Below are 25,794 nucleotides of genomic sequence, written 5' to 3'. Positions count from 1 at the left end.
TAGCCTTCCCCCTCATTTTCCGGTTCTGCCTAGGCGAAGTAAATTACTTATCCTCATCAATTTTTGTCCTATTATGATATGATGAAGTCAAATCGAACAAAGGAGCAGCAGCTCATGGATTTGAAAAAATGGCGCAATGAACTGGCGCCCGAATTGAACAATATCTGTGGTGAAATCGCGGTTGGCGATGCTGTAGTGGACTGGGTCGATATCGTGATAGAACAAACTGGCGGTTCCGGCAAATGCCCTCCCCACGCCCATACTTGGTATGAATTCAACTACGTCCTGTCCGGCCGTATGCAAACCCGATTTATTGACCAGGACGTGATGGTGTATGCGGATGAATTTTTTTTAATCCCACCGGGGATGACCCATGCCCACGATTATTCTCGGGAAGATCCGCATGAAGGCATTTGTTTGCGCTGGCGGTTCCGGCCAATGGCAGGTACGTTGGAGGAAGAAACTGCAGGAGAGACGGCGGACAACTGGGCTCAAAATAAAGCGGCAAAACCGGAAAACGACAGCTTCTTCCGGCGGTTGAACCGGTTAAAAGATTGGCCTCCCGGGGCTTACCGAGACGATTACGGCATTCGGTCGCTGCTCATCCAGTTGTTTACCGAGGCGGAGAAGGGGCGGTCGCCCTTTTATCTCCGGTTGCTGCTCGTTCAACTGCTGGAGGTCTTGTCCGGGGTAACCGCTATGCATGAGGCTAGTGTGTTAGCCTCCGAGCCTGCACAAGCCCGGGACGCTTTGCTTCGTAAGGTGGAGGTATACCTGGAGGATTTTCGCGGGGAACGTTTGAATGTAGAGGCATTAGCCGCATCCCTCCATATGAGCTACGGCCATCTATCCCGCGTCTACAAGCAAAAAACCGGCCGAACCCTTATCGAAGAAATGAACCGAATCCGGCTAGCCAAAGCCTGCGAGTTGCTGCAGCAGCCCTCCTTGCTGATTAAAGAAGTCGCCGAGCAAGCTGGTTTCCCTGACATTTACTACTTCAGCAAGGCATTTAAGAAGAAATACGGCGTCAGCCCGCTTGCCTATCGCAAGCAGCAAATCAACCGATCGAGCTAACGCGAGAGAAGTTAGTGAGCCAAATTTTGTCCAAATCAATACTGCGGGAAGCTTGATCACGGTGAAGTAACTGATGGAGAAGAACCGGACTGGCGATGGAGAACAGAGCTGATGGTGGAGAACCGAAGTGGTGGTGGAGAACCAACTAGTAACATGTGTTGTTATATATCCCCCCAGTTGAGCCGAAAGGTGTAAAGTATGTGTTTTATTGAATACGGCACGTCATTTTGTTGTCTGGCGACCGATTCGTAAGACGTTAAGAAGTAACCTGTGATGGTGCTGAGTAACTTGTCCTGGGACGGGGTTGAAGGTTCGGTGAGAGTACTAGAGGGGAAATAACTTACTATAGACATGGGGCAAAGTAACTGATGAGGGTAGTAGAAAGTAACTGGATTTTTATTGCGGTATCAAGGTTTCTGGCAAGAAACTGGACTTGATACGCGTTTGGGGAAATTAAATTAGTAGTGGAGTAACTTGTCTTGAAACTCGTTAAAGTGACTAAGTATGGTGGGTAGGTAACTTAGAAAAGCGCCTCCTCTTGGATGCGGATGCAATGTACTTGATATTTCGCATATATTTTGCCGCGATCGCCCAAACATCCGAAATGTACTCGAAATTTCATATACATTTCAGCCGATACCGGCAACACCTGCCCATTATACTCGAAATTTCATATAGATTTCCTCTGATCCCAGCATTACGAGCAAATGGCACTCGATTTTTCGTACTTATTACTCTCGCGCCATCCGCCAGATCACGCAAAAAAGACAAAAAAAGACCGCTTCCTCGGAAGCGGTCCTTGCTCACCTGGAGCAAGAAGTTATTGGATAGGAGTGGAGAGAAACCATACTGTACTTTTATTATATGTATACGTTTTCATTCTGTCAACAACTTTTTTTAGCGCTTACATTTGCGATCACTATAGGCTTTTGGCTAACGGAACGTATGGACCTTATCCCCCCATTTCCCGGCGATTTCCCGATGGAACGGAACCCTAAGTCCTTAATGGCGATCACGACTACGTTATCCCAGCAATTAAGCCAAATAAGTCTCCTCGTTCCCTTATAACTGGAAAAGGCACGCTCCTACACTAATAACGTCCCTACGTTCCGTTAATCCCAGCTAGCAGCCAAGCATTTACAGCCCCAGCTTTGATAAGTAGCTGCCTAGGGAAGCAATAGCCCCTGTAGCTCGGCAGCCCGAAAAGTCATTATCCCTGTGAAGTAACAAACAGGAAAGTCACTGTCTCTTTGAAGTAACAAACAGGAAAGTCAGTATCCCCGTGAAACAACAGACAGGAAAGACACCATCCCTGCGAGGCAGCCCCCAGTAAGGTCATTACCCCGTAGACTAATGCGTTGCAAAGGAATGGCATAAGCCAACCTCCAGAAATGCAAAAGACCCGGCATTGAATTCCAAATTCAACGCCGAGCCGAAACTTTACCATAACAATAGCCAACTTACACATACACAACATAACCCAAGGATTGGAGGTGAGTCTTCGCCCGCTCCATCTCCCCTTCCTGGCGGAAAGAGAGACGCAGCACGCCCGGAACATCCTCGCGGCTTTCGATAATTTGCATGTTGCTCAGGTTAATTTGGCGCAAACCAAGTTCAGTCGCAATTTGCCCAATAATCCCCGGTGTGTCGGGTACGTCGATATAAATATCGAACAACGAGGTGATCGCTCCTTTGCGCCGCTCCGGCAGTTCGCCGCGGAACTGGTTCGCCTTTTGGAACTCCGCCTCGATCCCTTCACCGTTCTGTGCCTCTAATAAAGTGATAAATCCTTCAATCTCGCGGTTCCAGTCCTTCAACAAATGAAGCAACACATCCCGGTTACTAAGCAGGATATCCCGCCAAATCACAGGGTCGCTTGAAGCGATCCGCGTGATGTCACGGAACCCCCCCGCTGCCAACATCCGGTATAACCCATTGCTATCGTTGTAATGACGCACCTGATTTACCAAGGCCACCGCGATAATATGCGGCAGATGGCTGATCGCCCCAACGATTTCATCATGCAGAACAGGGTCCACACGCACAATTTGCGCTTTAGTGTACGCCAGCAGTTGCTCCAGACGTTGATAAGCTTCCTCCGGCACATCAGAAGACGGCGTGAGCACATAATAAGCGTTCTCGAACAAGAGCATCGAAGCCGCCTCCACGCCGGAACGCTCCGAGCCAGCCATCGGATGGCCGCCGATGAAATGCACGCCCGGACGGGCAATTTGGGCCGCGCAAGCGGCAACCGACGCCTTAGTACTGCCAACGTCGGTTATAATACAGCCCGGCTTCAACGGCAGCTCGGTCAGCTTTTGCAGATAATCTTCCAGCAATCCCACCGGCACGCACAAAAAAATAAAGTCGGCATCCGCCGCCGCCTCTTCCATGGACAGAGTCGCGGCGTCAACGACACCGCGCTCCTCAATGCGTTTCAAAGATTCCGGGCGATGGGCGTGTCCAACGACCGTAATTCCCGGCTTGCCTTTGAAGCACAACGCCAGCGAACCGCCGATCAAACCCACGCCAAAAATGGCAATTTTCGTTGTCATCGTATCTCACTCATTTTCTGCGAATAGATTGGGTCAGACCCGAGTCGCCGATTTGCCAAGCACCTGCTCCAAGGCAGTGATAAATTTCGCGTTTTGTTCCGCCGATCCGACGGTCACCCGCACATAGGTAGGATATTTATGGAAACCTCCGCGCACAATAATCCCCAGCTTCAATAGCGACTCAAACATTTCACTTGCCGGACGCTGTACGTCCACCATGATGAAATTACCATGCGCCGGGAAGTACTTCAGGCCCAGTCGATCGAATTCCTTATACAGATAGGAGATCCCTTCGCGGTTCTTCGCACGGCAGTCTGACACGAATTCCTGATCGGCCAATGCCGCTTTGGCCGCCGCTTGCCCAATCCGCGAAGTATTAAACGGCTCACGAACCTGATTGATCAGTTTAATAACCGCCGGTTGCCCCACGCCATAGCCGATCCGCAGCGCTGCAAGACCGTAAATTTTAGAAAAAGTACGTAACACAACGAGATTAGGATACTGGTTCAGCAAAGCAATCCCGTTTGTATACTCCGAATCAGTTACATATTCAGCATACGCTTCATCCAAAACGACCAGCACGTTCCCCGGAACTCGATCCAGAAAAGCAACCAGCTCCGCATGCGGCACGATCGTTCCAGTTGGATTGTTCGGGTTGCAAATCCAAACTACTTTCGTTTTGTCCCCGATGCGTTCAAGCATTCCCTCCAAATCGTGAGTCCCTTCCTTCAGCGGCACCTCGATGCTGACGGCCCCTTCAATGTCGGCGTTGCTCTTATACACGCTGAACGTCTGATCTGCCATTACCGTCTCGTCACCCGGCAGGAAGAAAGCGCGGGCAATCAGCGCGATGATTTCATCCGAACCGCAGCCGAAAATTATTTGCTCCTTCCCAACGCCAAGCTGGCTGGCCAGCGCTTCGGTCAATTCGGCGGCACTGCCATCAGGATACAAGCTTAAATTCGCCAGCTCCTGTTCAATGGCGGCGCGGACACGCGGCGAGCAACCAAACGGATTTTCGTTAGAGGCCAGCTTAATGACGTCCTCAAGTCCGAGCTCTTTCTTCACTTCTTCAATCGGCTTTCCCGGTTGATATACCGGCAAATTGACGATCTGGGGTTTCGGCAACATATATAGGTTCCTCCTCAAATGACTTTGTGATGATACAGCAAAAAAACTATAATCTCAATTTTGCCACAAAGTCGCGAATTTGCAACAACCCTTGATCCCGAGTCGAAGCATGGGACAAGAGCGGCAAGTTTTCCTCGATCTTACGCACGATGGCGCTGCCCACGACCGCTCCGTCACAGATCGCAGCAAACCGCTCCACCTGTTCCCGGCTGGAAATACCGAAGCCAACAGCAACGGGCAAATCCGTTTGTGCTTTAACCGAGGAGATAAACTCGTCGACACTGGCATGGAACGAGCTCCGTTCTCCAGTTACGCCCAGCGAAGAGACGCAGTATACGAATCCGCGGGCACGCTCCAAAATTCGTGCAATCCGGCCGCTGGAGGTGGGCGCGACAAGCGGGATCAGCCTGACGCCGGCGGCATCCGCCAAGTTCAGGACCTCCTCCGCCTCTTCATACGGCAAATCCGGGATGATCAAGCCGCTGATTCCCGCCTTCTGCAGCTCAGCAAACAAGCGTTCCGTCCCCATTTGCAGCACAGGATTGTAATAAGTAAACAAGACAAACGGCATACGAATGCCGCGTTCGCGAGCTTTGACGGCCGTCTCGATACAGGAAGCCACCGTGATCCCGTGGACAAGGGCACGTTCCGATGCCCGCTGAATCACCGGGCCATCCGCCAAGGGATCGGAATAAGGTACACCCAGCTCCACCACATCAGCCCCAGCTTCCTCCAGAACGGTCAAAATGTCGAGCGTCGTCTCCGGATCCGGATCACCGACGGTGATAAACGGAACCAGCGCAGTTTTTCCCGCCGCTTTCAGCTTCGCAAACGTATCGTCCAGCAATTGACCTGCCTGTTGGCTCATAACGTCTCCCCGCCTTCCGTATACGCCATAATCGACTCCACGTCCTTATCCCCGCGGCCGGACAAGCAGATGACGATAATTTCGTCCCGGCTCATCGCTGGGGCCATTTTCACCACTTGCGCCACCGCATGCGCCGACTCCAGCGCCGGAATAATCCCTTCGGTCCGGCTTAGCAGCTGAAGGGCATCCAGTGCCTCACGGTCCGTGATCGGATAATACTTCGCACGTTCGATATCCTTCAGATACGAATGCTCAGGGCCAATGCCCGGGTAATCGAGACCGGCAGAGATCGAGTGAGCCGGGAGAACTTGGCCGTACGCGTCCTGAAGCAAGTAACTCATCGAGCCCTGGAAGACGCCTTTGGTACCTTTGGTCATCGTGGCGGCATGGAACTCCGTGTCAATGCCTTTGCCTGCGGCTTCCACACCAACCAAGCGAACCTCCTGATCCTCGATAAACGGATAAAACATCCCGATCGCATTGCTGCCGCCGCCAACCGCAGCGACGAGCATATCCGGCAGCCGGCCTTCCGCCTCTAAAATCTGCTTCCGCGTTTCATCGCCGATAATCCGCTGGAAGTTCCGCACCATCATCGGGTAAGGATGCGGTCCGGTAGCCGATCCGAGAATATAGAAAGTATCATGCACATTGCTTACCCAATAGCGCAGCGCTTCGTTGCAAGCATCTTTTAGCGTACGTGTGCCGGACGTAACCGGGACCACTTCCGCACCCAACAGCTTCATTCGAAACACGTTCAGCTGCTGCCGTTTCGTATCTTCTTCACCCATGAACACCTTGCATTCCAGACCCAGCAAGGCTGCAACTGTAGCCGTAGCAACGCCGTGTTGGCCAGCGCCGGTTTCGGCGATTACTTTCTGCTTGCCCATCCGCTTCGCCAAAATCCCTTGCCCAATCGCGTTGTTAATTTTATGAGCACCGGTATGGTTCAAATCCTCGCGTTTCAAATAGATCTTCGCTCCGCCCAGGTGCTCCGTCAGGCGCTCTGCATAATAAAGCGGCGTCTCCCGTCCGGAATACTGCTTCAGCAGATAAGAGATCTCCGCTTGAAACTCGGGATCATCTTTAAATTTCAAATAGGATTCTTCCAGTTCGATCAAAGCGTTCATCAGCGTTTCTGGCACGTAGCGGCCGCCAAAAGGACCAAATCGCCCATGCTCATCCGGTACCTGCTTCATCATCCCTTCACCCTCTCTACAAATGCTGTTATTTTCGTGATATCCTTCACGCCGTCGGTTTCCACGCCACTTGAGACGTCTACGCCATCCGGCTGCAACGTATCAATCAACGTTCTCACATTGCCGGGATGTAAACCGCCGGCCGCAAAGAACGGGATTCCTCGCTCCTTGGCCCATTGACGAAAAGGCTCTGCTGCTTCCCAATTAAAGGTAACGCCGGAGCCTCCGCCATACTTCGGATCGTACGTGTCGAGCAACAGCCCGTCCAGCACGCCGTCATACTCTGCCAAGGCTGCGCCAGCATGGACCGATCCGTCCGTTTTGACCGAAAATGCCTTGAAAATCTTGACGCCATAAGCGTCCTTCACTTTCCGGCAATAATCCGGGCTTTCCGTCCCGTGGAGCTGCAGGATGTCCAGCGGTGCCTGCCGCAAAACCTCGTCCAGCTCCTCCAAGGTCGGATTGACGAACACCCCAACGCTCTGCGGAACTGCTCCTGTGCTCCACGTTTGCAGCACAGGAAGCAGCTCCGCTGCATGGCTTCCGCTAATTTGGCGCTTACTTCGGGCAAACACGAATCCAACATAATCTACGGGTAAGTTCACCATAGATTTTAGCACTTCAACGCTTTGAAGTCCACAAATTTTTACGGCTACTTCACCCATGCAACGTCGTCCCTTCAGCATCCATTTCGCGGGAATCCGTTTGAGCTAACGGTCCCATTAAGTCAACTACGGCTTCTCCCACATGTTCTCGACGCATAAACGTTTCTCCGATCAGCACGCCTTGTGCGCCGGTCTGTTGCAGGAATTTGACATCCTGCCGGGTTTGAATCCCGCTCTCGCTGATCAACGTGGCACTGGACGGTACCAACTCCGCCAACGCGGCCGTCGTCTCCAGAGAGACCTCAAACGTCCGCAAATTCCGGTTGTTGATGCCAACCAGTTTCGCTGCTGGCAGCAGCAGAACGCGCTCCAGCTCCTCGCGATCATGCACTTCGATCAGTGCATCGAGTCCCAGCGCCGTAGCGATCGACAGATAGTCGCGAAGCTGTGTATCGCTCAGGATTGCGGCGATCAGCAAGACGGCGTCAGCGCCAAGCAGCCTTGCTTCGTAAATCTGCCGCTCGTCAATCACAAAATCCTTGCGCAGCAGCGGCACATTTACCGCCTCGCGAATGGCGCTCAAATAGGCTCCGCTGCCCTGAAAATACGTCTCATCCGTCAGCACAGAAATGCAATCCGTTCCCGCCGCTTCATAAGCTGCAGCCAGCTGTACCGGATGGAAATCTGGGCGAATCAAGCCTTTGGAAGGGGACGCCTTTTTCACCTCAGCGATTAACCCCATATCCCGCTTCCGTCCGGTTGTAAGTGCGGCGTGGAACCCCCGCGTTGGTTCCATCGCCGCAATGCGACGCTCTGCATCTGCAAGGGAGAAGGTTTCTGCCAAACGTGCGACTTCTGCTTTTTTCGTCTCTACAATTCGATCAAGATACATAACTTAACTCCCCCGTTGTCTGAATCAGTTGTTGCAGCTTGGCATAAGCCTGCCCGGAATCGATCGCATTCGCCGCGATCGTTACTCCCTCCCGAATCGTATTCGCCAAACCAGCCACATATACACAAGCGCCTGCATTAGCCAGTACTACGTCACGGTAAGCCCCACGCTCCCCTTGCAGCACGCGCCGAACGATCTCGGCATTCGTCTGGGGGTCGCCGCCAATCATCGCTTCCAGCGGGTAGGTGCGAAGACCCAGATCTTCCGGCTGCAGCTCGTAAGTTGTGATCTCTCCGTTTTTCAACTCAGATACCCGTGTTGGCGACGAAATGCTGATTTCATCCAGCCCTTCTTGGCTGCTGACCACCAGTGCCCGTTTGGAACCAAGCTCACGCAGCACTTCTGCTATGGTTGACGTTTTGCTGCCGTCATAAATGCCCAGCACCTGGCGGTCCGCTCCTGCCGGATTCGTTAATGGCCCCAGCATATTGAAGACCGTCCGAATCCCCAACTCTTTGCGAGGGGCTGCCGCGTGCTTCATCGATGGATGATAGAGCTGTGAAAACATAAAGCAGATGCCGATATCATCCAGACAACGTTTCGCTTGACCGGCGTCCAGTTGAATATTCACGCCCAGCGCTTCGAGAACATCGGCACTTCCCGAACGACCAGATGCCGAACGGTTGCCGTGTTTAGCCACCCGCACCGACACCGAGGCTGCCACGATCGCCGCCGTCGTGGATACGTTGATTTTGTGGATGCCGGATCCGCCCGTTCCGCAGGTATCCAGCAGTTTTTGCGTTTCCGTATGAATTCGGCTGGAGGCGCCGCGCATCGCCTCGGCGAAGCCGGTGATTTCCTCAACGGTCTCTCCCTTGATCCGCAACGCGGTCAACAAACTTCCGATTTGAGCTGGCGTGGATTCGCCGTTCATGATCGCTTGCATCACACCACGCGCTTCATCCCGCGACAAATGCTGTCCTTCAATCAAGCGGCTAATGCCTGCCTGCACGGTTTGCTGTCCTGTCATCTCGATTCGCTCCTCCCTTTTAGTTCCCTGGGGTATATTCGTAAAGGTAATCCTGATTAATCACGTCATCGTTTCGGATTGCTGGCGGAAACATCTGCTCCGCTGTACGGATCGCCGTCAACAAAGCCTTCGCCTTATTGACCGACTCCTGAAATTCGTTCTCCGGGATGGAATCCCATACGATACCTCCGCCCGCCTGCACATATGCCTTTCCTTGCTTAAACACGATGGTGCGGATCGTTATACAGGAATCCATATTGCCCGAAAATCCGAGGTACCCAATGGCCCCGGCATATGTGCCGCGTGCCTCGCGCTCCAGCTCCGCAATAATCTCCATCGCCCGCAGCTTGGGTGCCCCGGAGACGGTACCGGCGGGCAAACAGGACAGGAAGGCATCGAAGAAGTCCTTATCCTCCCGCAACTTGCCGGACACTTTAGAAACCATGTGCATGACGTGGGAATACCGTTCGATCTCCATCAATGAGTCGCAAGTGACGGTGCCGAACTCGGATACCCGGCCTAAATCGTTGCGTCCAAGGTCGACCAGCATCAAGTGCTCCGCCCGTTCTTTCTCATCCTGAAGCAGTTCAGCCTCTAATGCAAAATCGGCTTCTTCCGTCGCTCCCCGCGGTCTTGTACCGGCAATCGGACGCGTTTCCACTCGACCGTTCTCTACCTTGACCAGAGCCTCCGGCGACGTCCCGACGATGATCTCTTCGTCCAGCTTGAGGTAATACATGTACGGCGACGGATTTAACGTCCGCAGGACACGGTAGACGTGAAGCGGATCAACCTCGGTTTCGATATGGAACCGTTGTGACAACACCACTTGAAAAATATCGCCTGCACGAATATATTCCTTCGCTTTTTCAACGTTCGCGATGAACTGCTCCTTGGTCAGGTTGGATCTGACATCCCCGAGATCCGTCACGGCCGGCATCGGCCGGCGGTTAAAGCTTTCACCCGGCCCCTCCTGCTGCAATAGATCGGCCGCCAAATCCAGCTTCAGCTCGGCCTCTGCATAAGCTCGGCGAATATCTTCGTCGCGATCGCCTGGCTTCACATGCACGTTGGCCACCAGCAGGATCCGCTGCTTCACGTGGTCGAACACGATCACTTGGTCGCAGAACATAAACTGCATATCATTCAGGTTTAGGTCATCCACCTGATGCGCCGGCAGCTTCTCATAATACTGCAATAGATCATATCCAAAGAAACCAATTGCTCCCCCCGTAAACGGCGGCATTTCCGGAAGTTTCGGACTGCGGTAGCCCCGCAGGATCGCCTTCAGCTCGTCAACGGGACGGGACGATTTCAACCGTTCTACGCCGCCTTCCCGCTTTATCGTAATCTCTCCCTTTTTCGCGGAAATCGTTAAGAATGGGTCGGTGCCGATAAAAGAATATCGCGCCCACTGAATGCCGCCTTCCACGCTCTCCAGCAAAAATGCCTGCTCCCGCTGAGCAATACGGCGAAAAATCCGGATGGGGGTTTCCATGTCAGCCAGCAGCGTTCGGGTAATCGGGATCAGATTATATTCGTTCGCCAAAGCAATGACCTGTTCTACATTCGGGGTTACCATGTCTTTCACTTCCTTTTCGAATTGGTTTCAGAGCCAAATAAAAAAACCTCTACCGAAGTAGAGGTTGTAGGATTTGCGGTTTATGGGAAAGCACAGCTCCTAAAGACGCAACTTGCCCGTCATTCTCCCACAATTAAGGAAACGACGAAATACGCACTAAGGAACAGGCTATTCACTCAGCTAAACTCAGCTCATCTCAACTATTCTCTACTCAGCTCTAAAAAATTAAAAATACATTTACTCTAAACTCTTCTAAACTTACTCTCAACTAATCTGCTCAACTAACATACACTCATCTAAATTAACTATACCCTAACAGCGGCCCGTTTGGCAACCCAAACCTGCAGTACCTGTTCTCAGGAATTGGCGGAGCTGAGGTCCGGGCGAAGGCTGCGGGCTTCGTTCAAATACACGTGCTTCATGTCCCGCTGCCCTTTGGTGGTATTCACCTGAATTAGCAGGCGGATACACTTCGGCAAAGCTCCTTGAACCGGAATTTCCGTGGAGCACATCAGAGGAACCATGTCCCATCCACTTAAGACGCGTATCGCACGGGCTGGGAAAGTTGCTGTCAAGTCCGGCGTAACCGTAATCCAGACGCTGCAAATATCCTCAGGCTCGATTTCGTTGCGCGCAACAATTTCTTTTAACAACTCGGCGGTCGCGTCCAGAATTTCCTTCTCATCGTTGCGGGAAACTGTCGTTGCTCCGCGAATCCCTCTGTTATACATGTTGTCCCTCCTCCTTGAGTTCTGCAATCACTCTGCGAACTTCGTCCAATGTCACATCCGATACAATTTCCACCTTGCCGATTTCTACAGGCAAAATAAACACCATGGTCTGTTCCTTAAACTTCTTATCGTGCATCATTGCACCAATTAAATCCTGCTCGTTTAAATGCGTCGGCATTGCTGTTGGCAAACCAAACCCACTAAGCAAGGATACCGTGTATTCGTAAATTTGCGGATCCCGACCCCGGTTCACTGCAAGCTTTGCAGCCGCAGCCATCCCGATCGAAATCGCTTCCCCGTGCAAAAATTCACCATACCCGCCGATCGCCTCGATGGCATGGCCCAGGGTATGCCCCAGGTTCAGAATTGCACGAAGCCCATTCTCCCGCTCGTCCACGGAAACAACTTGGGCTTTCACCGAACACCCCTGGGTTAATCCGTATCCCAGTGCATCCGGATCCAGCGCCAACAACTCCGCTGTGTGCTCGCGGCACCAGTCCGCAAAAGCCGCATCCCAGATCAGGCCGTGCTTAACCATTTCTGACAAGCCCGCCCGAACATCGCGCGGCGGCAGGGTTTGCAGGCTGTCCACATCATATAACACCATTTCCGGTTGATGAAAAGCGCCGATCATATTTTTAGCCAGTCGATGGTTAACGGCTACCTTGCCTCCGACACTGCTGTCGTGAGCAAGGATCGTGGTAGGCATTTGCACAAATGCTACGCCCCGCATATACGTTGCCGCCACAAAGCCGGCTAAATCGCCAACGACGCCGCCGCCCAGCGCTACGACCACAGAGCGGCGGTCCAATCCGCCTTCAATCGCTGTCGTCATGACGTCCTCATAAACCTCCAGCGATTTGGATTTTTCACCGGCTTTCACCACCTTGCTGACGGTACGGTAGCCTTTGGCCTGCAGCGAGGCTTCCACAACTGGCAGATATTTCGGCGCGACATGGTCATCGGTGACGATTAAGACAGGGCTCTTCGCCGACAGCTTATGCTGCTCGAAGAATTCACCGGCCCTTCCCAACAAGCCGCCGCCGATATAAATCGGGTAAGAACGTTCGCCCAAATCGACCTGCAGCGTTCGCATCAATATTCCTCCAGTTGAGCCAAATATCCCCTATAGTTACGTTCGATCTCCTCGATCGAATCGCCGCCGAATTTCTCCAGGAACGCTTTGGCCACTTCCCAAGCGACCACGTGCTCAAGCACAACGCTTGCGGCTGGCACTGCACAAGCATCCGAACGCTCCACCTGAGCGGCGAACGCCTCGCGGGTGTCGATGTCAACGCTTTGCAGCGGTTTGTATAACGTTGGGATCGGCTTCATGACGCCGCGTACGACGATCGGCATACCGTTGGTCATCCCGCCTTCGAAACCGCCAAGCCGGTTAGTCGCCCGGTAATAGCCGCGCTCCTCGCTGTACAAAATTTCATCGTGAACCTTAGAACCTGGCAGTTTCCCGGCTTCAAAACCGATGCCGATTTCCACGCCCTTAAAGGCGTTAATGGACATGACCGCTTGCGCGATACGACCGTCCAATTTACGGTCATACTGCACATGGCTGCCAAGCCCGACCGGCACACCTTCAACGATACATTCCACGATGCCGCCGATGGAGTCGCCTTCCTGCTTGATTTTATCGATGTAAGCTTCCATCTTCTTCTCCGTTTCCGGATCGGCAACCCGCACCGAAGAAGCTTCGGTCACACGAGCCAACTCGTCCAGCGGCAGGTTATGCGGCGGCGCTTCAATCTCGCCGATGCGGATGACATGCCCCGCGATTCGGATGCCAAAGCGTTCGAGGAGCTGCTTGGCTACCGCACCAACCGCAACGCGAATAGCGGTTTCGCGTGCGCTTGAACGTTCCAGCACGTTCCGCAAGTCTTTATGGTTATATTTCAAGCCTCCGTTTAAATCGGCATGCCCTGGACGAGGACGATGTACTCTTCGTTTCTCCTCATCCGTGCCTTCGATCGGCTCAATGTTCATGATTTTCTGCCAATGCTTCCAGTCGTTATTCTCCACAACCAGTGCTACTGGCGCCCCTGTGGTATACCCGTGTCGGACGCCTCCGACGATCTTCGCGGTATCTTTCTCAATTTGCATCCGTCGGCCGCGGCCATACCCTTTCTGACGACGAGCCAACTCAAAATTCAACGCTTCAAAATCCAGCTGCAAATGGCTGGGCAAGCCTTCAATAATCGCAGTCAACTGGGGTCCATGCGTCTCCCCGGCTGTTAAATATCGCAAACTCATGATGCTGCGTTCCCCCTTTAAACTGTTAAACTGTAAAGAACTAAAAGCCGAAGATGTCTTTGCTCATTATAATATTGTTTGATGCATTCTGTCACGTGGTGATTCACTGATTCTGTTCATATACTCACCGATTTCGCCCCTACACGCGGCAAGCGGCCAAGCCTGGCCCGGATTTTCGCCCCTCACTTTTCGAGGTTCACCAAAATCCGGGGGCCTCTAAAACATCCTTATGAATCTGTGGACACAGGATGAACTGCATATGCTTGCTCTGGGTCAGTCCGTCGGGTAGCTAAAAGCTTGCGAATGCGATGCTGGCCCACTTCACGAACAGCGAAGACATAACCTTCGTATTCAAATTCCGGTCGTTCATTCACCGTCGGTATCCGCTTTAACTGTCCGATCATAAACCCGCTTAACGTATCATAGTGTTCGATCGGAAGCTTTATATCCAAGATCTCCTGGGCGTCGTCGAGGGACATCGTACCGCTGAACAGATAACTGCCTTCACCAACCTGCTCGTATTCCCGTTCCTCATCGTCGTGTTCGTCGTAGATGTTGCCGACGATTTCCTCCAGCAAATCCTCCATCGTTACGATACCGGCGGTTCCCCCGTATTCGTCAACGACAATTGCCATGTGAATGCGGTTTTGCTGCATTTCCTCGAACAGTTCATTTGTTTTTTTGGAGATCGGGATAAAATAAGGCGGCGTCACCAGCTCCCGCAAATTCCAACTCTCCTTATCCCCCGTACGCAAAAAGCGGATCAAATCCTTGCTATGCAATATCCCGATCAGATTGTCAACCGTATCCTCATACACTGGGAAGCGGGTATATTGCTCCTTGTCGGCGATCTCAGCCACGGTTTGTTGGTCGGCATCAACCGGGATCGCCACGACGTCGATCCGGTGTGTCATAATATCAGACACCGTCAAGTTGTCGAAGTCAAAAATGTTGTTGATCATCAGACGCTCGCTAGGCTGGATCGTCCCCATTTCCTCACCGGTATCCAGCATCATACGGATCTCCTCCTCGGAGACTTCCTCCTCCTTGGCGTTCGGATCGATGCCAAACAACCGCACCAGCAAGTTCGTGGACGTGGTAAGCAGCTTCACGAACGGCGAGGTTACCTTGGATAACACTGACAACGTCGTCGCCGCAAACATCGCCATCGCTTCAGCCTTGTTCATCGCGACCCGCTTCGGCACTAACTCGCCCAGTACCAACTGGAAGTAGGAGAGCAGCAAGGTGATCACGATCAGCGATAGTGTGCTCAGCACGTTTTCGGGGATCGGCAGCCCCATACGGATTAAATAAGCCGCCAGGTCGCCGGCAAAGCTCTCCCCAGCGAAAGCACTGGCAAAAAAGCCCGCAAGAGTGATGCCAATTTGAATCGTCGCCAGGAATTTGCTAGGCTCGCCAAGCAAACCCACGATGACCTTTGCTTTCCGATGGCCTTGCCCTGCCATCGCTTTAATTTTATTATCATTCAGGGAGATCAAGGCGATTTCCGATGCAGCAAAAAAGGCATTAATCAAAATCAAGATGAAGACAACTAAAAGTTCCAACAATCCAATGCACCTCCACAAGTTTCCCACGCCGCTCAAGCGGGTAACAAACGCAAAAAGGCATAACCTGCCGTCGCTGAATTGACGCAGGCTATGCCTGAAATTCTCCTACAAATAGGTTATTAATCAATTGGAATACGTTGCTACTCTCCGGGTCGTCCGAATCGTTCATGAATGAAATCTCTCCTGACCTGAATTTATAACTATTATAGAAAGTCCCCTTGGCGGCTGTCAAGAACACCTCTACCAAGAATGACCAAGAACGCAAAAAGCGCCGTTCTCCGCCCTGCTTGGCGATGTCGGCGCTAAATAACGGGTTCGGGCGCTCGCTGCTTATCTGAGGCCTGAAGCGGGTTGATTTTCTAATGCGATGGAACGCCGGGCATCCATCGGAAAATCCTCAAGCATTCGCTTGAGGTGCGAGCCTTCAACACCCAGCACCTGCGCGCATTCCTGCGGCGTTAAGAATCCGCGCCGATAAGCTTCGATCACTTTTCGCTTGTCCATGATCTGACCTCCATTGGCTATATGATCCAAGTATAGGAAAGATCACCCCATTCTATACCCACTGGTTATAATCAAGAAGTAGCTCAGAGATGTTAAAACGACTTCGAGTTAGTCCCTACACAAACAAACGTCCAGATCAACCCTAAACGGGTCAAACTGAACGTTTTTTCTATTTACCCCTTCTTACGATAAAAGAACGTCTCCGCCGCTTCCAAATCGTATTGGCCGGGGGAGAAGATTTGCTCCGTGCTGCCAACGAACAGAACGCCGCCGGGACGCAGCGCACGAGAAAACTTATGATAAAGACCTTGTTTGGCTTCCTCGGTAAAATAAATCATGACATTGCGGCAAACGATCAGATCAAAGCCCTCTTCGAACGTATCCAGCAGCAGGTTTTGCTTCTTAAACGTGACAGCCTTCTTCAGCTTCGGATCAAAGCGGAACATTGGGCCTTCCGGCGTAAAATAACGCTCAGCTACTGCCTTCGGCACATCCTTCAGCGAACGATCGAGATATAACCCTTCCTGGGCTTTCCCCAGCGCTCCTTCATCGATGTCCGTCGCCAGCAGATAGGTGTTAGCAAGAAGCCCCAGATCCGCGAGAATCATCGCCAGCGTGTACGGCTCCTCACCCGTCGAGCAGGCCGCGCTCCACACCTTCAGCCTTGATCGCCCAGCCGCCAGCCCTGGCAGCACCGAGTCCCTCAGCACTTCCCAGCGATTGGGGTTACGCCAAAACTCGGATACGTTAATCGTCATCTTGTCCAAAAATTCATAAAATAACTGCTTGTTACTCAGCATCGCCGAGTAAAAATCCGCAAACGAAGAATAGCCGTTCTTATTACGCAGCGTAGTCAGACGCCGCTTCATTTGTGCTTCCTTGTATTGGGCTAAATCGATGCCCGTGCTTTTTTTGATGTTTTGGATAAAGCCGTAATAGTCCGGATCCGGTGCCGTCTCTTTGTTGTCTGCCCGAGGGATGTCGGGAAAAATCCGGTTCAAATCCATGGGCTCACGCTTCTCGTATACTGTAGTAGCTCATGAGGCTCAAAGAAGTTGGCGATTTCTCGCTCCGCACTCTCTACGCCGTCGGAACCATGAATTAGATTAAATGGGGTATGGGCGGCAAAATCCCCCCGAATCGTACCGGGCAGCGCCTCGGTAACTTTCGTCTTGCCGATAACCATACGGGACAAGTTAATAATGTCGTCCCCTTCCCATACCATGGCAAATACCGGCCCGGAAGTAATAAAGCCCACCAGTTCGTCAAAGAAAGGCTTGCCCACATGCTCCGCATAATGTCTCTTCGCCTGCTCCTCTGTCACTTGAACCAGCTTGCCTGCGACGAGCTGAAATCCTTTATCCTCGAACCGGCTGATAATTCTGCCAATCAATCCGCGCTGCACGCCGTCCGGCTTAACCATTAAAAACGTTCTTTCCATGGTTCCCCTCCCGAAATTAACAGCATCATTTGCATTTCAAACCTTATTGCGCCTTCCAGGAAGGCGGTTTCACCTGCATTTTACCAGAAACTGTCCAAACAGGTAAAGCGATAAGATCAATAGGAGCGTTTGTTCACAAATTCAGCAATGTCATGTAAATGGGAGCGTGCAGATGTATCCGGCAGCTGCTGCAATGCTGCCAGCGCTTTGGCAATATAACGGTCGGCAAGCGCCTCCGCCTTGCCAATCCCCGGGCTTGTCCGAATCATTTCAATCGCACGGGACACATCTCCGCTGCCGTCACCGGCTTGAATGCCACGAATTTCCCGAAGCAGAGGCTCTCTTAAATCAGGCTCCTGCAGAGCAAAAAGCACAGGAAGCGTAATGTTCCCCTGGCGCATATCGCTGCCCGGCGGTTTACCGATCGTCTTCTCCGTACCGAATAAATCAAGCAGATCATCGCGGATCTGAAAGGCCATGCCCACGTTGTACCCGTACCGATACAGCAGTGCACACACTTTGGCTGGAGCATCTGCCGCCATGGCTCCCAGCTGACAGCTGATAGCGATCAGCAGAGCCGTTTTCCGCCGGATGCGCAGCAAATAGTTGCGTACGCTTTGCTCTGTATTGAAAAAATCACGGATCTGCTCCATTTCCCCAATCGACATCTGCACCATCGCTTTGGCCAGAATACGGTGTATGTATGGATTTCCGAGCTCGGATACTTGCATCAGGGCCTTGGCATAGATGTAATCGCCGGTATACATGGCGATCCGATTATCCCATTTCGACTTTACCGTCGCTTTGCCCCGCCGCGTATCGGCATCGTCGATCACGTCATCGTGAACGAGCGACGCCGAGTGGATAAGCTCCAGCGGCACAGCGATATACTGCAATCTTTGCAGGTCATAGTTTCCGAATTTCCCGGCAAGCAATACGAAGACCGGCCGCAGCCGCTTTCCGCCTGCCTTCAACAAGTGCAGGGACGTCTCGCTGAGCAGATCGTCATCGCCGTCAATGCTGCGGTACAGCTGGCGCTCGATAAAATCCATATCTTTTTTTAACGAACCGAAAATATCCAGTAGTTTCATTCTTTCACCCGTGTCAGCAATTTGTCACTCCATATCTCCAGCTCTACTCGATGATCCAGCAGTCCCATTTCATAGGCATAGTCGAAATACAACGATAATCCTTGGCGGTGTGATTCGTTAAAATCATAACGGATGTTTTGCGTAAAATAATGCCGCCAATATTCCGCAGTGCCGCCAATTTCGGCGCAAGCCTTGGCTACGAGCGGGGAGACATCGCTTAAGCTCATTCGTTTGCTTTCCACGAAAGCTTCTGCCACTTCAGCCAAAAAGTCGCCATGGGCTTCGGCAAACGCCTTCTGAACGGCCCAGACCGCAAAAGTCATCCCATAGCCGGTCCATGACTTCCAAACTTCACCCAAATCAGTAACGATATAACCGTGATCCCGCCAGGAGGCCTGAATCGCGTGATCGCCAATCAACAGCGCGCCGTCGCTTTCGGCCATCATCAGCTCCAAATCAGGCTCACTGTCCCAATACTCAGGTTTGCCACCGTACGCTTTTTCCATAATAATCTTCAGCAAGTTGACCGATGTTGCCGATGTATTCGTTAATGCGATTTTCCCGTTTGCGATTTCCTCTGGCGGCTTCCGTGAAAACAGCAAAATCGAAGCCACCGGGCCATCGGAGCTGACGGACAGATCCGGCAGCAGCAGGAAACGCTCCGAGCCATACCCGTAGGCAAAAGAAGACACCGGGGAAATATCCAGCGTCCCGCCTAGCATCCGGCGGTTTAGCTTCGATGGAACCTCGGTGATAAGTTGGCTCGCTCGCGAAAGTCGCGTCTCGTCAAAATAATGAAAAACGGGCCAGACGTTGCTGTATTTGATTTTGCCGATGAGGACTTCTTCATTCTCCTTGTTGTTCATTTTGCTCCCCCCATCTCTTAAATAAGGCATGCTCAATACCTAAATTATCGAGCACTTTACCTACCAAAAACTTAACCAGATCATCAATGGTCTGCGGTCCGAAATAAAATGCCGGCATCGCCGGGATGATGCGCACGCCAAGTCGAGCCAGCTTCAGCATGTTCTCCAAATGGATTGCATGCAGCGGCGTTTCGCGCGGCACCAGCACAAGCGGCCGGCCTTCCTTCAGCATGACATCGGCTGCCCGAGCCATCAGATTGTCTGACGTTCCATTTGCGATCGAAGACAGAGTTCCCATCGAGCAGGGCATCACAATCATCCCGTGCGTGAGGAAAGATCCGCTGGCGATGGAAGCCCCAATGTCTGCGATCGGATGGTATACCAGCTTCCCGGGAAGCTGACCGAAATGTTCCTTCAGCGTCGCCTCCCGATCACTCGTGTTCCAGCCGAGCTCCTCCTTGATCACTCGCCAACCCGCATTGGATACGACGAGATGCACGAGGAAGTTCATGCCCAGCAACGTTTCAATCAGCTTCACACCATAGATCGAACCGCTGGCCCCTGTAATGCCGACAACAATCGATTTCGCTTTATCCATTAGAAATGTCGCACCACCAAATCAATCAATGTGAAGGAAAACACAACGATGCTCAGCACACCGTTCATGGTGAAGAATGCAGTCTGGAGACGGCTAAGATCGCTTGGCGACACGATATGGTGCTCGTAGAACAAAATGGCATACGCTATAATCATGCCCACGATATACCACCAGCCCAAATCCGTCATCAGCAGCAAGGCGATAAAGCCCAACGCCGTGATGATATGAAACGCTTGAGCAATCTTCAGCGATTTAGCGACTCCAAACCGAACAGGAATAGAGTATAGGCCTTCCTTCGTATCAAATTCAACGTCTTGGCAGGCGTAAATGATATCGAAGCCGGCAATCCAAAAAGTAATTGTGAAATAAAATACCATTGCTGTCCAATCAACTTGTCCAGTTACAGCCGCCCAGCCGCCAAGAGGAGCTAAGCCAATCGTCAGACCGAGGATCACGTGGCAGAGCCAAGTAAAACGTTTCGTGTAGGAGTACAAGACCAACATGATGACAGCGATCGGCAACAGCTTTAAAGCTAAGGGGTCGAGCTCGGCAGCGGCCCAGAACAATAAAGCAAAGGAGAGAATGATGAACAACACCACTTCGCCGATTTTTAAAAGTCCCGCCGGGATGGCCCGGTTTGCGGTACGAGGGTTCTTTGCATCGATGACACGGTCAATGAGACGATTCAGCCCCATCGCGGCACTGCGTGCGCCAAACATCGCCAACAGCACCCACCCAATTTGCGCCCAGGACGGCAGCTCATGGTTGATCATTTCAGACCCGAGCAACGCACCCATGAAAGCAAACGGTAAAGCGAATACGGTATGTTCAAACTTGATCATTTGCAGGAAAATTACCATTTTCTTAAACATGTTGCGTCTCCTTCGTTCCGATGTGCAAGGCGGCAATTCCGCCGGTTAAAGGATACGCTTCAACCCGGGCAAGTCCCGTCTCCCGGAAAATCTCCGCCAGCTCCAAACGACCGGGAAACTGGACGAGGGAATCGGGCAGCCATTTGTACTGCTCATACCGTTTGGCCACCAGTTTGCCAAGCATCGGAAGCACATTTTGAAAGTAAAAATAATAAAGTCCTTTGAACGGCTGCCAGGTTGGCTTGGACAATTCCAGGCAAACCACCTTACCTCCCGGCTTGACTACGCGCTGCATTTCTCGCAGCACCTGGCGAAGATCTGGCACATTACGCAGACCAAAACCGATCGTGACATAATCAAACCGGTTGTCTTCAAACGGCAACTCCATCGCATTCCCTTGAACCAAGGTGATTTGCGAGTCCAGCCCTCGTTCCTGTACCTTAAGACGTCCGTATTCCAGCATTTTTGCACTAAAATCCAGGCCGACGATCGGCCCCCCGCTGGCTTCCGCCATGCTGATGGTCCAATCGCAGGTACCGCAGCACAGATCAAGTGCGGTCTGCCCGGGGGACATGTTCATTTTAGCCATCGTGAACTTCCGCCACGCTTTGTGACGTCTAAAGCTGAGCAAGTCGTTCATCATGTCGTATTTCGGAGCAATGCTCTCGAATACGGAATGCACGAACTGCTCTTTGGTCTCGGATGAAGATGTTTGAATCATTTGCTATTCTCCCTACCCTTCTTGCACGGAACGGCGTGATGGCGAAAGCGCGGCGATAAACGGCTCAAGAATCGATTTGAGCTCCGTACGCGCAGTTTCCTTCTTGCACTCATGCAACAGCGATTGAACATGATCCACCGATTGGTGCAGCATGGACAGCAGCTGTTCCTTGATATTGTATTTTATAAGCATCAGCGACCAGTCCCGCTCGCCAACTTTGCGGGTGGAGAGCGCAGCTTTATCCTCGGAGGATCCGGTTTCCATGATGCGCAAATAGGCATAACCTTTGCGTTCGTGCGGCAACTCAGAGGCGGACCGAATTTCTTCCAGCATCACTTCGCATCGGCTTAACTCAGCCAGCAGCTTCCGCCATAAGCTTTGGACCGACTTGTCCAACACTTCCGTAAAAGACAGAAAAAGCCCCATTTTGACATGGACGCATTCCTTCAGATAGTCTTCTGCAGGCAATAACATCTGCTTCAACTTGCTGTACAACTGCACCTTCAAGCGGTTCACCTCACAAATGGCAGAGCTCATCAACGGAACCATACGGATCTCCCCGGCTCCAGCCAACAGATGATAAAACACGCCGCTGAAATAGTCACCCGCCAGCACCTTGAGCTGGCGCGAACGCATGGCGCGGGTTGCTTCCCCAAGCCCGGACTCCAGATCGATGCGATCATGGGTATCCATACCAAGCTGCACGAGGAACGCAGCCAGCGCGCAGGTCTCTGCGGACTCCGGCGACAGCCCCTCCCGCTCGGTTAAAAACGTATAAAGCAAACGAACACGGGGCACCGGAAACTCCGGAAGCGCCGTGTATGCGGTGATCATGTCGTAACTGACATATTTATTTGCCAATTCTGTTATGCGATAAGGTTTCATCCTTTGCCTCCGAGCCGCTGATCTTTCAGTCATACTGATCTTTCAGTAATAAAGATGTCACAATCTTGTCTATTATAGCATATGTTATTTCACTGCGCACAGAGGTGATACGTGAAATCAACGCATCGCTCAATTTACCGTTTACTCCTGTAGAAAACGGGACTTCCACAACTTGGTTTCGGTCATCCGCAGGCGCAGCCGCAGCTCCTCGGGGATCTCACCGCTGCCGACATGTCGAAGCAGGTCCAGCTCCTCAGCCGTAAATTCGGTCCGCCGAACATCCGCAGCCAGCAACAAATACTTGGTGCCAAGCCAGCGGTCCTCCGCCATCAACCGCAGCAACAGCTGATCAATATTGTTCGTGCGTTCGAACGCAAACGAGATCATTTCCGCCATTCCCCGGTACACATCTGCAGTACGAACCGAGTCCCCCTCAACCTTCAGGTCAACGGACAAAATATCCCGGTTCAGCTCCACTTTCGCGATGGGCACCGGAAGCTGCAACGGGGCCAAAGCATCCACAAGGTTCTCCTCGGTGAGCTCCGCTGGGGACGTACCCGCAAACACCGCTGCTACCTGCCGCTGACGGGCAGGATGCTCCCCTAACCAAGCTGTTCCTGCCATTCCCAGCGCACAGATGAATGTTAGCAGGATGGCCCGAACGAATAAGTTCCGTTTCATGGGGCATTCTCCCTTCTGGTACTCTTGGACAGCGCCAATTTTAGCCTTTGTCCATACGGTTCTTATACCCCATTCTACATAGAAAAAAAGCAGGCTATGCCTGCAGATTAGAAAATCATTCCTCCGTATCAATCAAGCCGTGCTTCGTATAGACGAGCGCTTTGCCGCGAACCTTGACAGCTGAGGTGTGATCGGTAAATTGAGCGATGAGCACCTCGCCCTTGTCCAACTTTTCGGTGTGGTGAAACCGCGTATCCTTCCCCCGGGTTAGTCCGATGACCGTAACGCCCTGTTCTTTGGCCTTAATCACGAAATAGTCTCCGCCCGCGGCAGATGGATCGTTACCGTGTTGCTGGTTATCCATGTGGCAGCGCCTCCCCTTCACATTTTAGACAGATTGGTTCTTCTTTAAGCCTCCGTGAAAAGAAAAAGCCGTGAACGAGAAGCCCACGGTCTTTTGCACGGAAGATATGTAGAAATCTTTATTTAATTCCGTCTTTGAGCGCTTTACCTGGTTTGAAAGCAGGAATTTTGCTCGCAGGGATTTCGATTTCCTCTCCGGTTTGCGGGTTACGGCCTTTACGGGCGGAACGCTCGCGGACTTCAAAGTTACCGAAGCCAACCAGTTGAACTTTATCTCCGTTCTGCAGCGCTGTGGAAATCGCATCAAAAACGGCATCAACCGCTTTCGTCGCGTCTTTCTTGGACAGCTCAGTACTTTCTGCAACTTGAGCAATCAAATCGGATTTGTTCATGTGTGTTTCACCTCCCACCAAGGAAAATAATACCACTTGCTATTTGTGTTTCCGTTTTACCGCAGAATATACGTGATTTATGCAATTCATTACGTACAAATTCCCGAAAAACGTGATGAAATCGCGCTTTCGGGGACGCGGAACAAATTTATAGTAATACAGCCCATACATAATTTCAAGCTATTTCAAGGCTTCCCGGCGATATTTCCTCAATTCGCCCTACAAAATGGACCTTTCCGCCCTCAAATAACAAAACAACCGCACGCAGCCATGGTTCAGCATACGCGCGGTCATTGAGGAGGAATTGCCTAAGGTTAGGAAATCAATGAGATTGAAAAGTCAGCTTATTCAGCACCGTGAAGGTTGGATGTAGTTATGATCAAAAGCCGAATATTTCGTTACCTATAGGATGATGGCGATGAGGCCGCCGGAACCTTCGTTAATAATCCGCCCCAGCGTTTCCTGCAGCTTGTAACGAGCGTTATCCGGCATCATGGCGATTTTGCCTTGAATGCCTTCGCGTACGATCGAGTGCAAGGATCTGCCGAAGATGTCGGACTCCCAGATCTTGATCGGATCGTTCTCGAAATCCTGCATCAGATAACGGACAAGCTCTTCGCTTTGTTTCTCGGTCCCGATGATCGGCGCAAATTCCGACTCGACGTCGACGCGGATCATATGGATCGATGGTGCTGTCGCCTTCAGCCTTACTCCGAAGCGGGATCCCTGACGGATCAGCTCTGGCTCATCCAGCGCCATTTCCGCAAGCGTCGGCGCAGCGATGCCATAACCGGTCGTTTTGACCATTTCCAGCGCCTCGGCGAACCGGTCGTATTCCCGTTTCGCGTGCGTAAATTCCTGCATCAGCTGCAGTAAATGGTCTTTGCCTCGAATCTCAACGCCCACCACTTCCATCAGGATGCGGTCATACAGATCATCCGGCGCATACAGATCGATCTCGGCTACGCCTTGACCCATATTTAATCCGCTGAGACCAGCCCGGTCGATAAAATCGTATTCCATGAAGTTGCCGACAACCCGGTCGACATCGCGCAGACGGCGAATATCCTTAACCGTGTCGCGGACAGAGTTCTCAAAATTGGTGCGCAGCCAGTGGTTCTCGTTCAGTACCATCACCCAGCTAGGCAAATTGACGTTCACCTCATGTACTGGGAACTCATACAGAACTTCCCGGAGGACCCCGGTTACGTCTTCTTCTGTCATGGTCGCTGCACTGAGCGCAAGGACCGGAATGTCATATTTTGCGGCTAACTCACCGCGGAGCTGTTGGGTTTCTTCACTGTTTGGACGCGTCGAGTTGATCACCATCACAAATGGCTTACCGACCTCCTTCAGTTCGGCAACAACCCGCTCCTCAGATTCCACGTAAGAATAACGCGGAATATCGGCAATCGTTCCATCCGTCGTCACGACAACCCCTAACGTGGAATGTTCTTGGATGACTTTGCGTGTACCGATTTCCGCCGCTTCTTGGAACGGAATCGGTTCTTCAAACCATGGGGTAGAGATCATCCGCGGCCCGTTTTCGTCCTCGTAACCTTTTGCGCCTTCCACGGCGTATCCGACGCAATCGACGAGTCTTACGTTGACCTCGAGTCCTTCAGCCACCTTGATTTGCACCGCATTGTTCGGAACAAACTTCGGTTCGGTCGTCATAATGGTTTTGCCGGCGGCGCTTTGCGGAAGTTCATCTACCGCGCGGACTCGATCTGCTTCATTTGCGATGTTCGGGAGTACGACAGTTTCCATGAATCGCTTAATAAAGGTCGACTTCCCGGTACGGACGGCACCGACGACCCCTAGATAGATGTCGCCTCCAGTTCGTTCGGCAATGTCCTTAAAAATGTCCACTTTCTCCAATA

Annotated in this window: 26 protein-coding genes; 1 reads left to right on the top strand and 25 read right to left on the bottom strand. The window is 52.1% G+C overall.

Features of this window, described 5'->3' with window-relative positions; translation table 11 throughout:
• Positions 1 to 114: 114 nt before the first annotated feature.
• A complete protein-coding gene (locus tag C812_RS06210) occupies positions 115 to 1,074 on the top strand; it encodes an AraC family transcriptional regulator (RefSeq protein ID WP_016311811.1) in 960 nt (319 codons plus the stop codon).
• 1,460 nt (positions 1,075 to 2,534) lie between these two features.
• Here the strand turns inward: C812_RS06210 and C812_RS06205 are convergent.
• The 25 genes from C812_RS06205 to spoIVA all read right to left on the bottom strand — a co-directional run bounded on the left by C812_RS06205 (position 2,535) and on the right by spoIVA (position 25,792).
• Entirely contained in the window at positions 2,535 to 3,629 is a 1,095-nt protein-coding gene (locus C812_RS06205; RefSeq protein WP_016311809.1) for a prephenate dehydrogenase, read from the bottom strand.
• A gap of 33 nt (positions 3,630 to 3,662) precedes the next feature.
• Positions 3,663 to 4,760 (bottom strand): histidinol-phosphate transaminase, encoded by a 1,098-nt coding sequence (gene hisC, locus C812_RS06200; RefSeq protein WP_016311808.1) that lies wholly within the window; start codon positions 4,758 to 4,760, stop codon positions 3,663 to 3,665.
• Positions 4,761 to 4,806: 46 nt separating this feature from the next.
• A complete protein-coding gene (gene trpA / locus C812_RS06195; RefSeq protein WP_016311807.1) occupies positions 4,807 to 5,628 on the bottom strand; it encodes a tryptophan synthase subunit alpha in 822 nt (273 codons plus the stop codon).
• Positions 5,625 to 6,824: a tryptophan synthase subunit beta gene (trpB, locus tag C812_RS06190; RefSeq protein ID WP_036624727.1), complete on the bottom strand. Its 1,200-nt coding sequence runs from the start codon at positions 6,822 to 6,824 to the stop codon at positions 5,625 to 5,627. Before trpB ends, trpA begins: the two co-directional genes overlap by 4 nt.
• Positions 6,824 to 7,489 carry a phosphoribosylanthranilate isomerase gene (locus tag C812_RS06185; protein ID WP_016311805.1) on the bottom strand — a complete coding sequence of 222 codons (666 nt, stop codon included), beginning with the start codon at positions 7,487 to 7,489 and terminating at the stop codon, positions 6,824 to 6,826. The genes trpB and C812_RS06185 overlap by 1 nt, the downstream gene beginning before the upstream one ends.
• Complete coding sequence (trpC, locus tag C812_RS06180) at positions 7,482 to 8,321, bottom strand: indole-3-glycerol phosphate synthase TrpC (protein ID WP_016311804.1); 840 nt, start codon at positions 8,319 to 8,321, stop codon at positions 7,482 to 7,484. The genes C812_RS06185 and trpC overlap by 8 nt, the downstream gene beginning before the upstream one ends.
• A complete protein-coding gene (trpD, locus tag C812_RS06175; protein ID WP_016311803.1) occupies positions 8,311 to 9,351 on the bottom strand; it encodes an anthranilate phosphoribosyltransferase in 1,041 nt (346 codons plus the stop codon). Before trpD ends, trpC begins: the two co-directional genes overlap by 11 nt.
• Positions 9,352 to 9,370: 19 nt before the next feature.
• A complete protein-coding gene (gene trpE, locus C812_RS06170; RefSeq protein ID WP_016311802.1) occupies positions 9,371 to 10,933 on the bottom strand; it encodes an anthranilate synthase component I in 1,563 nt (520 codons plus the stop codon).
• 356 nt (positions 10,934 to 11,289) lie between these two features.
• Complete coding sequence (gene aroH / locus C812_RS06165; protein ID WP_016311801.1) at positions 11,290 to 11,664, bottom strand: chorismate mutase; 375 nt, start codon at positions 11,662 to 11,664, stop codon at positions 11,290 to 11,292.
• Positions 11,657 to 12,760, bottom strand: coding sequence for a 3-dehydroquinate synthase (gene aroB, locus C812_RS06160; RefSeq protein WP_016311800.1), 1,104 nt, complete (start codon positions 12,758 to 12,760; stop codon positions 11,657 to 11,659). Before aroB ends, aroH begins: the two co-directional genes overlap by 8 nt.
• Positions 12,760 to 13,929, bottom strand: coding sequence for a chorismate synthase (gene aroC, locus C812_RS06155; protein ID WP_016311799.1), 1,170 nt, complete (start codon positions 13,927 to 13,929; stop codon positions 12,760 to 12,762). The genes aroB and aroC overlap by 1 nt, the downstream gene beginning before the upstream one ends.
• Positions 13,930 to 14,156: 227 nt before the next feature.
• Positions 14,157 to 15,497 (bottom strand): hemolysin family protein, encoded by a 1,341-nt coding sequence (locus C812_RS06150; protein WP_016311798.1) that lies wholly within the window; start codon positions 15,495 to 15,497, stop codon positions 14,157 to 14,159.
• A gap of 330 nt (positions 15,498 to 15,827) precedes the next feature.
• A complete protein-coding gene (locus C812_RS22505; protein WP_016311797.1) occupies positions 15,828 to 16,001 on the bottom strand; it encodes a hypothetical protein in 174 nt (57 codons plus the stop codon).
• A gap of 173 nt (positions 16,002 to 16,174) precedes the next feature.
• Positions 16,175 to 17,008 carry a CheR family methyltransferase gene (locus tag C812_RS06145; RefSeq protein WP_016311796.1) on the bottom strand — a complete coding sequence of 278 codons (834 nt, stop codon included), beginning with the start codon at positions 17,006 to 17,008 and terminating at the stop codon, positions 16,175 to 16,177.
• On the bottom strand, positions 16,999 to 17,442 hold the full coding sequence (gene ndk / locus C812_RS06140; protein ID WP_016311795.1) for a nucleoside-diphosphate kinase: 444 nt from the start codon (positions 17,440 to 17,442) through the stop codon (positions 16,999 to 17,001). Before ndk ends, C812_RS06145 begins: the two co-directional genes overlap by 10 nt.
• A gap of 116 nt (positions 17,443 to 17,558) precedes the next feature.
• Positions 17,559 to 18,533 carry a polyprenyl synthetase family protein gene (locus C812_RS06135; RefSeq protein WP_016311794.1) on the bottom strand — a complete coding sequence of 325 codons (975 nt, stop codon included), beginning with the start codon at positions 18,531 to 18,533 and terminating at the stop codon, positions 17,559 to 17,561.
• Positions 18,530 to 19,399 carry a menaquinone biosynthesis protein gene (locus C812_RS06130; RefSeq protein ID WP_016311793.1) on the bottom strand — a complete coding sequence of 290 codons (870 nt, stop codon included), beginning with the start codon at positions 19,397 to 19,399 and terminating at the stop codon, positions 18,530 to 18,532. The genes C812_RS06135 and C812_RS06130 overlap by 4 nt, the downstream gene beginning before the upstream one ends.
• A complete protein-coding gene (locus tag C812_RS06125; protein ID WP_016311792.1) occupies positions 19,380 to 19,997 on the bottom strand; it encodes a UbiX family flavin prenyltransferase in 618 nt (205 codons plus the stop codon). Before C812_RS06125 ends, C812_RS06130 begins: the two co-directional genes overlap by 20 nt.
• The gene (locus tag C812_RS06120) at positions 19,997 to 20,869 is read right to left on the bottom strand and encodes a UbiA-like polyprenyltransferase (RefSeq protein WP_016311791.1); all 873 of its coding nucleotides are present in this window, start codon (positions 20,867 to 20,869) and stop codon (positions 19,997 to 19,999) included. The genes C812_RS06125 and C812_RS06120 overlap by 1 nt, the downstream gene beginning before the upstream one ends.
• Positions 20,862 to 21,590, bottom strand: a complete 729-nt coding sequence (locus C812_RS06115) for a demethylmenaquinone methyltransferase (RefSeq protein WP_016311790.1) — start codon at positions 21,588 to 21,590, stop codon at positions 20,862 to 20,864. Before C812_RS06115 ends, C812_RS06120 begins: the two co-directional genes overlap by 8 nt.
• A gap of 12 nt (positions 21,591 to 21,602) precedes the next feature.
• Positions 21,603 to 22,475, bottom strand: a complete 873-nt coding sequence (locus C812_RS06110; RefSeq protein WP_016311789.1) for a heptaprenyl diphosphate synthase component 1 — start codon at positions 22,473 to 22,475, stop codon at positions 21,603 to 21,605.
• A 141-nt stretch (positions 22,476 to 22,616) separates the two neighbouring features.
• A complete protein-coding gene (locus tag C812_RS06105; RefSeq protein ID WP_016311788.1) occupies positions 22,617 to 23,156 on the bottom strand; it encodes a hypothetical protein in 540 nt (179 codons plus the stop codon).
• A 115-nt stretch (positions 23,157 to 23,271) separates the two neighbouring features.
• Positions 23,272 to 23,520 carry a trp RNA-binding attenuation protein MtrB gene (gene mtrB / locus C812_RS06100; RefSeq protein WP_016311787.1) on the bottom strand — a complete coding sequence of 83 codons (249 nt, stop codon included), beginning with the start codon at positions 23,518 to 23,520 and terminating at the stop codon, positions 23,272 to 23,274.
• A 118-nt stretch (positions 23,521 to 23,638) separates the two neighbouring features.
• The gene (locus C812_RS06095; RefSeq protein WP_009225874.1) at positions 23,639 to 23,911 is read right to left on the bottom strand and encodes an HU family DNA-binding protein; all 273 of its coding nucleotides are present in this window, start codon (positions 23,909 to 23,911) and stop codon (positions 23,639 to 23,641) included.
• A 402-nt stretch (positions 23,912 to 24,313) separates the two neighbouring features.
• Positions 24,314 to 25,792 (bottom strand): stage IV sporulation protein A, encoded by a 1,479-nt coding sequence (spoIVA, locus tag C812_RS06085; protein ID WP_028538327.1) that lies wholly within the window; start codon positions 25,790 to 25,792, stop codon positions 24,314 to 24,316.
• Between the last annotated feature and the right edge of the window lie 2 nt (positions 25,793 to 25,794).

The sequence above is a fragment of the Paenibacillus barengoltzii G22 genome (assembly GCF_000403375.2).
Taxonomy (GTDB): Bacteria; Bacillota; Bacilli; order Paenibacillales; family Paenibacillaceae; genus Fontibacillus; species Fontibacillus barengoltzii.
Note: the sequence above shows the minus strand (reverse complement) of the source record. Positions and strands in the feature narration are given on the sequence as shown.